The organism is Williamsia limnetica (assembly GCF_003217475.1).
Classification (GTDB): Bacteria; Actinomycetota; Actinomycetes; order Mycobacteriales; family Mycobacteriaceae; genus Williamsia; species Williamsia limnetica.
This window is the reverse complement of sequence record NZ_QJSP01000042.1, coordinates 1-5,299: the sequence shown is the minus strand read 5'-3', so window position 1 is coordinate 5,299 and position 5,299 is coordinate 1. Positions and strand designations below refer to the sequence as shown.

General features: G+C 66.2%; 9 protein-coding genes. 7 read left to right on the top strand and 2 right to left on the bottom strand.

The features are described 5' to 3' along the window. Positions 1–55: 55 nt before the first annotated feature. Positions 56–409: an ATP-binding protein gene (locus tag DFR67_RS31670; RefSeq protein ID WP_110473117.1), complete on the top strand. Its 354-nt coding sequence runs from the start codon at positions 56–58 to the stop codon at positions 407–409. A gap of 433 nt (positions 410–842) precedes the next feature. On the opposite strand, the gene DFR67_RS30725 is transcribed toward DFR67_RS31670, so the two are convergent. Then, positions 843–980, bottom strand: a complete 138-nt coding sequence (locus tag DFR67_RS30725; protein WP_158540083.1) for a hypothetical protein — start codon at positions 978–980, stop codon at positions 843–845. Positions 981–1,135: 155 nt separating this feature from the next. On the opposite strand from DFR67_RS30725, the gene DFR67_RS30070 reads away from it, so the two are divergent. Genes DFR67_RS30070 through DFR67_RS30060 form a run of 3 tightly spaced genes read left to right on the top strand, consistent with a single transcriptional unit; the run spans position 1,136 to position 2,975 of the window. Then, positions 1,136–1,930: a hypothetical protein gene (locus DFR67_RS30070; protein WP_170135299.1), complete on the top strand. Its 795-nt coding sequence runs from the start codon at positions 1,136–1,138 to the stop codon at positions 1,928–1,930. Beyond that, on the top strand, positions 1,927–2,355 hold the full coding sequence (locus DFR67_RS30065; RefSeq protein WP_110473114.1) for a phage holin family protein: 429 nt from the start codon (positions 1,927–1,929) through the stop codon (positions 2,353–2,355). The genes DFR67_RS30070 and DFR67_RS30065 overlap by 4 nt, the downstream gene beginning before the upstream one ends. Then, entirely contained in the window at positions 2,352–2,975 is a 624-nt protein-coding gene (locus DFR67_RS30060; protein WP_110473113.1) for a DUF3618 domain-containing protein, read from the top strand. The genes DFR67_RS30065 and DFR67_RS30060 overlap by 4 nt, the downstream gene beginning before the upstream one ends. A gap of 58 nt (positions 2,976–3,033) precedes the next feature. Here DFR67_RS30060 and DFR67_RS31455 read toward each other — a convergent pair whose 3' ends face one another. Next, on the bottom strand, positions 3,034–3,168 hold the full coding sequence (locus tag DFR67_RS31455; protein ID WP_281268396.1) for a hypothetical protein: 135 nt from the start codon (positions 3,166–3,168) through the stop codon (positions 3,034–3,036). 89 nt (positions 3,169–3,257) lie between these two features. Between DFR67_RS31455 and DFR67_RS30055 the strand changes: the two genes are divergently transcribed. From DFR67_RS30055 to DFR67_RS30045, 3 genes are all read left to right on the top strand, one after another. Further along, positions 3,258–3,449 carry a hypothetical protein gene (locus DFR67_RS30055; protein WP_110473112.1) on the top strand — a complete coding sequence of 64 codons (192 nt, stop codon included), beginning with the start codon at positions 3,258–3,260 and terminating at the stop codon, positions 3,447–3,449. 2 nt (positions 3,450–3,451) lie between these two features. After that, positions 3,452–4,522 (top strand): YihY/virulence factor BrkB family protein, encoded by a 1,071-nt coding sequence (locus DFR67_RS30050; protein ID WP_110473111.1) that lies wholly within the window; start codon positions 3,452–3,454, stop codon positions 4,520–4,522. An 83-nt stretch (positions 4,523–4,605) separates the two neighbouring features. After that, positions 4,606–5,172 (top strand): sigma-70 family RNA polymerase sigma factor, encoded by a 567-nt coding sequence (locus tag DFR67_RS30045; protein WP_110473110.1) that lies wholly within the window; start codon positions 4,606–4,608, stop codon positions 5,170–5,172. Positions 5,173–5,299 lie beyond the last annotated feature (127 nt).

The window sequence follows — 5,299 nt, the reverse complement described above, 5'->3', positions numbered from 1 at the left end:
GAACTCCTTCGGATAGGGCTTGGGCATGTCGAACATCCTTTCACCGTGAGATCAAATCTCACAGGTCAGATGTCAACCAAAGTGGGGGCAATCCCCTACAGGCGATCGCTGCGGCGATATCGTCCTGGCCGTCTACGAAGCCGTAGTCAACGCCGTCGAACACGCCTACCGCACACCCCACGACGCCCCTGCACACCAACACAAAACCATCGGACTCGACGTCCTGTACCGCGCGGACACCAGCTCGCTGCAGGTCACTGTAGCCGACCACGGCAGGTGGAAACTACGGGCGCCCACCGGCGTTCGCGGCCGAGGCCTGATCCTCATCCGCGCCGTCGCCGACTCCACCCACGTCGACACCGCCGCCACCGGGACGACCGTCACGATGCAATGGAACCTGGTTCCCTAGCGACAATCTGCGTGCGGTGTCAAACCCTGTGCGTCTGAGACCATCTGGCCTGGCTGCCATAACAATGAACTAATCCCACACCCGTAACCCGAAGGGGGACCTCGATGGTGTCATGGCACGCCCGTGCCGAGATGGCGTGGATGCGCCTCCAACGCAAGAACCGGTTCTACGCCGACCCGGACGTGATGCGCCGGCGGCCATCGCGTTGTTCTCCCCGTGGTTGAACCTGCCGACCGATCACCCCGACTCAGCCCGGAGGGCGGCCCTGGACCCCGAATCAGGCATCGCCGGTTTGCGTTAGGCCGCCCGCTGGTACGCCACCGGCACCGACCTGCATGGTGCGGCAGTCCGCCCCATCGAGGCCAACCTGACCGGCCTGGCACCGCTGATGGTGTTCATCGGGACCCGCGATCTCCTGCTCCCCGACGCCCGACTACTCGGCCCGCGCCAGCGGCACCACGTCCCGACCGAGACGCTGGTGCACGACGGCATGTACCACAACGGGCACGGGCGCTCCCTTACCGAGGCGCGCGATGCCACCCTCGAGCTCGCCCTGTTCATCACCACCCACACCCACTCGACCCGCCCACTGAAACTCGCGATCGGGAGAGGCTGCGCGGACTGCGGCGCGGCGTGCTTGAGTTCGGGTGATCGGGGTACTCGCTCGAAAGGTCGAAGCCACTGGCCTATCTCCCGCGATCGCCCGAGTCGAATGCGAGCCTTGTCATGACCATTTCCAGTGAAGTTCCCATCCCCGATCCCACCCCGCCACCAGCTACATCGCCACAGACCGGCGCTGACCCGTCGACCACCGATGTTGCCAAAGAGCAAGCCGGAGCGGTCGCCGGCACCGCCGCCGACGCCGGCAAACACGTCGCCAACATCGCCGGCGATCAAGCCCATCAGGTCGCCGGGGAAGTGAAAAGCCAAGCCCAGGACTTGCTGGGTCAGACCCGCGAGGAGCTCACCACCCAGGCCGCCGCACAGCAGCAACGCGTCGCCGGCGGCCTGCGAGCCCTCTCGGACGAGTTCAGTTCGATGGCCACCAATTCTGACAAGCCCGGTATCGCCACCGATCTGACCCGCCAGGCCTCCCAACACGCCCATACTGTTGCGTCCTGGCTCGAAGACCGCGAACCCGGCCAGGTCCTTGACGAGGTGACCCGCTTCGCCCGCCGCAAACCCGGCACCTTCCTGGCCCTGGCCGCCGGCGCCGGGCTGCTCGCCGGACGCCTCGGCCGGGGACTGACCGCCGCCAACACCAGCATCGACAGCCCCACTTCGGGCTCGCGTGCGGTAGCGCCGCCGCCCCGCCCTGATGACACCCCCACCGCTCCCCTGCCACCGCTGCAGACCCCCGCCGCCGGGTACGCAGCACCGCCGCAGGGGTATGCGGCTGGGCAGCACACCGCCGACCCCACACCCAGCGGCGGTCCGGCCGATTCGCCGTACACCGTGCCGCCCGCCTCCGCGCCACAACCCGGGTACCCGCAGCATCCGGTCCCGGGTGCGGCGCGATGACCGTCCCTCCCCCACCCCCGCCGCACGCGCACAACGAAAGCGACCCACCATCGCTGGGCGAGTTGCTGTCCAACGTCAGCGAAGACCTCTCCGTTCTGGTCCGCCAAGAACTTGCCCTCGCCAAAGCCGAAGCCACCCAGACCGCCCGCCGCATCGGCACCGGGTCCGGAATGCTCGTCGGCGCCGCCGTCGCCGGCTACTTCGTGCTGCTGTTCCTCTCGGTCGCGCTGTGGGCCGCGCTAGGCAGCATGATCGGGCACGGGTGGTCCGCGCTGATCGTCGTGCTCGTGTGGGCCGTCATCGGCGCCGTCCTGGCCGTTCTCGGACGGACCGCGCTGCGCAAAGCCAAAGGTCTGCCGCAGACCACTGACACTGTCACCAAAATTCCCGGCGCCCTCACGCCGCATCCTCAGGAGAAGCCATGACCACCAGTAGTTCCGACCCCGACCAGATCCGCGCCGACATCGAACGCACCCGCGCCACGCTCAGCTCGGATGTCAATACTCTGGCCTATGAAGCCAATCCCACGACTATGGCCAAACGTAAAGTCGGCCGCGCCGCCGGGGCTCTGGGTAGCGTCCGCGAGAAAGTGATGGGCTCAGCCTCCGACACCGCCCAGAGCACCTCGCAGGCGACAAGTTCGGCGAAAGACTCCCTGTCGGATACGGCGCAGTCCGCGAGCGATGCGGTGCAGTCCGCGCCCGGGGCGATCAAGTCCCAGACCCAGGGCAATCCGCTGGCGGCCGGGTTGATTGCGTTCGGCGCCGGCCTGTTGGTGTCAGCGCTCATCCCCGCCAGTGAGAAAGAGCAGCAGGCCGCGGCCGCGCTGCAGGAGAAGGCGCAGCCGTTGACCGATGAGGTCACCGACATCGCCAAGCAGACCGCGCAGAACCTGCAGCAGCCCGCGCAGCAGGCTGCGGCTGCGGTGAAAGACACCGCGACCGACGCCGCTGCGACGATCAAAGACGAAGGCACCTCGGCCGCCCAGGACGTGCAAGACCACGCCCAGAACGCTGCCGGTCAGGTTGCCGACCAGCAACGCTGATTATCGTTGCGCGGCAACGGCGTCCACCCCGTGGGCGTCGTTGCCGCGCTCAGCGGAGCTACTGCCCGTCATCGGGTGTGTCTGCCGTGGGCGCCGCCGAGGCAGTGGCCACGGCGTCTGCGGCCAGGGCGTGTGCGGACTCCTCCGAATGGCCTTGCCCGAGGAAATACCCGATCCACTCCTCGTACGTCACGCCCTCAGGCTACGCACCTGTCGTCGGGGTAGGTTCTGTCGCTGACTATGTGGTGTTTCAAGTGCGCTGATAGTGGCTACGCCTTAGCTATGAGTCGTGAAGAGAATGTTCCCCACCTCGATGGCGCGATGATCCCGACCGAGACCACCACACCCGATCACCGCGAGCATGCCAAAACGCCGAAACATCTTGACGACCAAAATCTCACCGAGCGTGCTAACCATGAGAAACGGCTCCTCGAGCAGGACGCCGAATCTTCTAGCACTGAGCGCAGCGACTAGCGATGAGCACCCAGGGCAAGGACGTTCGTGATGATCCGGCTTCCGCCGATCCGGACGATTCCCGCAAGCCCGATTCGCCCACCGATCTGACGAAGCATTCGATGTGGTTCGTGTTGCGCAAAACGGCGCGGGAGTTCTCCCGCGATCAATGCACCGACATCGCCGCCGCGTTGACCTATTACGCTGTGCTCTCGTTGTTTCCGGCGTTGCTGGCGTTGGTGTCGCTGCTCGGTGTCTTCGGTCAGGGGCAGAAGACGACCGATGCGGTTTTGCAGATGGTCGACGATCTCGGGCCTTCCTCTGCGGTGGACACCCTGCGTGGGCCGATCGAACAACTCGTCGCCGCGCCGAGTGCTGGTGTCGCCCTGGTGCTCGGTTTGGTCGGTGCGCTGTGGTCGGCGTCAGGATATGTCGGCGCGTTCGGGCGGGCACTGAACCGCATGTACGACATCGACGAAGGCCGCCCCATCTGGAAACTACGGCCCATCATGCTGCTGGTCACCCTGATCGCGCTGATCATGGCCGCCGCCGTCGCGCTGATGCTAGCCGTCAGCGGACCGATCGCCCGCTCCATCGGAGATGCCATCGGACTGGGCAGCACTGCCTTGACGGTGTGGAACATCGCCCGCTGGCCCGTCGTCCTGATCTTTGTGATCCTCATCGTCGCCATCTTGTACTGGGCCACCCCCAATGTGCGCCAACCCAAGTTCCGGTGGATCAGCACCGGCGCCGTACTGGCCATCGTCGTCTGGATCGTCGCGTCGGTGCTGTTCGCGTTGTATGTGGCGAACTTCGCCAGCTACAACAAGACCTACGGCGCCCTGGCCGGGGTGATCGTGTTCCTGCTGTGGCTGTGGCTGACCAACCTCTCGCTGCTGTTCGGCGCCGAGTTCGATTCCGAGCTCGAACGCGGCCGCCAACTCCAGGGCGGCCTGCCCGCCGAAGAGCACCTGCAACTGCCACCCCGCGACACCAAGGCCTCGGACAAGAACGATGAGACCGACCGCAAGTTCGTCGAGCGGGGCCGGGCACTGCGCGAGTCCTCGGGCACCACCACCGACCCTGCCCCCTAGGTGCAACCGCCACACTTGAGGTGGCCACGCGGACGCGCCCACCTGCGGTGTAACGCTGCGGGTCCGGTCACGGATCTGTAGGCATGAGGCAACCACGTCGGCAGGTCGACCAGGACCAGCTGGCGGCGTGGCTCGCCTTGGTCGCCGAGGCCGACGAGGCAGCGTTTACGGCGCTGTACCGGGCGACGGTGACGCAGTTGCGTGGGCTGATCATGACCACGGTGCGCGATCATCATCTGACCGAAGACACACTGCAGCAGGTGTTCGTCGAGGTGTGGCTCAAAGCCGGTCACTACGACCCGCAGCGGGGCAAGGCGCTGTCGTGGTTGATGATGCTGGCGAGGCGCAGGGCCATCGACCGGGTACGCGGCGAAGAAGTAGCGCGCCGCCAGCTCGCCGCCCACACCGCGCTGATCGACCTGGTAGCCCCTGCCGCGGATGAACGTGTGCTGGTGAGCAGTGAGCACTGCGAGGTGCGTAGCGCACTGGCTACGTTGACCGGCCGGCAACGACGCAGCATCGACATGGTGTATTACCACCACCGAACCGCGTCGTCGGCGGCGGACGAACTCGGCATCAACCTGCCGGCGTTCAAATCCCGGATCCGCGGCGGCATCACACAACTGCGCCGCGAACTCACCCGACCCTGACCTGCCCGCCATCGCCGTAGCTCATCACCCACCCCGTTACCTTCTTCATAGTCCTCGGAATCGGGGGCTGCGGTCGCCAGACCTGGTATGACTTCTTGCCCCTGTCATCCATGATCCGGGGGGTGGT